Annotated in this window: 1 protein-coding gene and 1 pseudogene; both read left to right on the top strand. The window is 53.0% G+C overall.

Going from position 1 to position 2,383, the window contains the following annotated elements; all coding sequences use genetic code 11:
- The first annotated feature begins 217 nt into the window (after nt 1-217).
- Nucleotides 218-1,723, top strand: a complete 1,506-nt coding sequence (gene tnpC / locus BM030_RS19460) for an IS66 family transposase (protein ID WP_090975264.1) — start codon at nt 218-220, stop codon at nt 1,721-1,723.
- A gap of 17 nt (nt 1,724-1,740) precedes the next feature.
- Nucleotides 1,741-2,367 (top strand): annotated as a pseudogene (gene tnpC, locus BM030_RS19455) (IS66 family transposase); the annotation flags it as partial.
- Nucleotides 2,368-2,383: the final 16 nt, after the last annotated feature.

Raw genomic sequence — 2,383 nt, 5'->3', positions numbered from 1 at the left:
GTATTACAAAAGGCTGGAGGGCGGCACCTTCCCGCTGCCCAGAACCAGTTCGCCGGGCGGGGAGATCGACTGGAGCGAGCTGGTGCTGATGGTGGAGGGGATCGTTGTGGAGAAGAGCCGCAGACGGCATCGGTTTTCACTAAAAAAAGTGGTCTAAAGCAATCAAAAACATCGTTTTTTGCTTGCGTAAACCACTGATTATTTGTATTTTTATGCCATGCAAACGGCACTGGAAAACCTGTCAAAAAAAGACCTTTTAGCGATGGTTTCCGACCGTGACCGGGCCCTGGCCGAGCGCGATGAAAAGATAGATTACCTGGAATCGCAGCTGGCCATGTACAGGCGGATGCAGTTCGGCCAGAAGCGCGAACGCTTTGAAGGTGACCCTAACCAGACATCCCTGCCATTCGATGCGGAACCCGCCGCGGCAGAGCAGCAGGGAGAGGAAATAAAAGAAAAGATTGAATACGTCCGCAAACGCCCCAACCACAAAGGGCGCGCGAAACTTCCTGGGCACTTACCGGTAGAAGAAATCGAGATCCACCCGGAGGGTGACCTCTCGGATATGGTCTGTATCGGCAAAGAAATCACCGAAGAACTGGAATGCGAGCCGGCAAAGTTCTATATCAAACGGTATATCCGCTATAAATATGCTGCTAAAAGCTGTGATGGGGTGAAAATCGGCGAGCTTCCCGAGCGGGTGATCGACAAGGGCATCCCCGGGGCCGGCCTTCTGGCCATGATCCTGACCGATAAATACGTGGACCACCTGCCGCTCTACAGACAGAAACAGCGCTTGGCAAGGGAAAACATCCGGATACCTTCCTCCACGATCGAGGGCTGGACAAAAGAGGCGCTCATCAAACTCCACCCGCTTTATGAACAACTCGTCTTCGACACCAAAGCCAAAGGTTATCTTCAGGTGGATGAGACCCCGATCAGGGTACTGGACAGCGATAAAAAAGGGGCTGCCCACCAGGGCTACTATTGGGTATACCATGCCCCGTTGGATGGAACGGTATTGTTTGACTATAGCCCTACCCGGGGAAGCAGCGCACCGTTGCCCGTACTGGGGAGCTTCCGGGGATACCTGCAGACCGACGGGTATGCCGTATACGGGAAATACGCGCGGAGCAAAAACGTGGTCCACCTGGCCTGCTGGGCGCATGCAAGAAGAGAGTTCGAGCGCGCCTTGGATAATGACCGGCCCAGGGCCGAAAAAGCCCTGCTCATGATCCAGCGGCTCTATGCGGTTGAAAGGCGGGCCCGGGAGGAAAAACTGGCTGCCGAACAGATCAAGGAACTGCGGCTGACCGAGTCGCTGCCGGTGATCAACGAATTGGGCAGATGGATCTTTGAAGAAATAAAATCCACCCTGCCCAAAAGCCAGATCGGCAAGGCCATGGCTTACGCCTACGCCCGATGGGACGGGCTGTCGGCTTATCTGTATGACGGAAACCTGCAGATAGATAATAATCTATGCGAAAATGCGCTTCGCCCATGCTGTTTAGGTCGAAAGAACTACCTCTTCGCCGGAAGCCATGAAGCCGCCCAGCGGGCCGCCATGATCTACTCCTTTTTCGCCATCTGCAAAAAACACGAAGTGAATCCCTTCCAGTGGCTGAAATATACGCTGGAAAATATCATGACCATAAACCACAAAAACCTGAAAAACCTCTATCCGCAGAACTATAAGAAAATAGTGCAGCAATCAAACATGTAGTTCATAGGGCGGATACGACCGACGGGTATGCCGTATACGGGAAATACGCGCGGAGCAAAAACGTGGTCCACCTGGCCTGCTGGGCGCATGCAAGAAGAGAGTTCGAGCGCGCCTTGGATAATGACCGGCCCAGGGCCGAAAAAGCCCTGCTCATGATCCAGCGGCTCTATGCGGTTGAAAGGCGGGCCCGGGAGGAAAAACTGGCTGCCGAACAGATCAAGGAACTGCGGCTGACCGAGTCGCTGCCGGTGATCAACGAATTGGGCAGATGGATCTTTGAAGAAATAAAATCCACCCTGCCCAAAAGCCAGATCGGCAAGGCCATGGCTTACGCCTACGCCCGATGGGACGGGCTGTCGGCTTATCTGTATGACGGAAACCTGCAGATAGATAATAATCTATGCGAAAATGCGCTTCGCCCATGCTGTTTAGGTCGAAAGAACTACCTCTTCGCCGGAAGCCATGAAGCCGCCCAGCGGGCCGCCATGATCTATTCCTTCTTCGCCATCTGCAAAAAACACGAAGTGAATCCCTTCCAGTGGCTGAAATATACGCTGGAAAACATCATGGCCATCAACCACAAGAACCTGAAAGACCTATATCCACAGAACTATAAGAAAATAGTGCAGCAATCAAACATGTAGTTCATAGGGCGGATAC

This window comes from Parapedobacter composti, assembly GCF_900112315.1.
Taxonomy (GTDB): Bacteria; Bacteroidota; Bacteroidia; order Sphingobacteriales; family Sphingobacteriaceae; genus Parapedobacter; species Parapedobacter composti.
The sequence above is the reverse complement of the archived record's forward strand: the minus strand, read 5'-3'. Positions and strand labels throughout refer to the sequence as shown.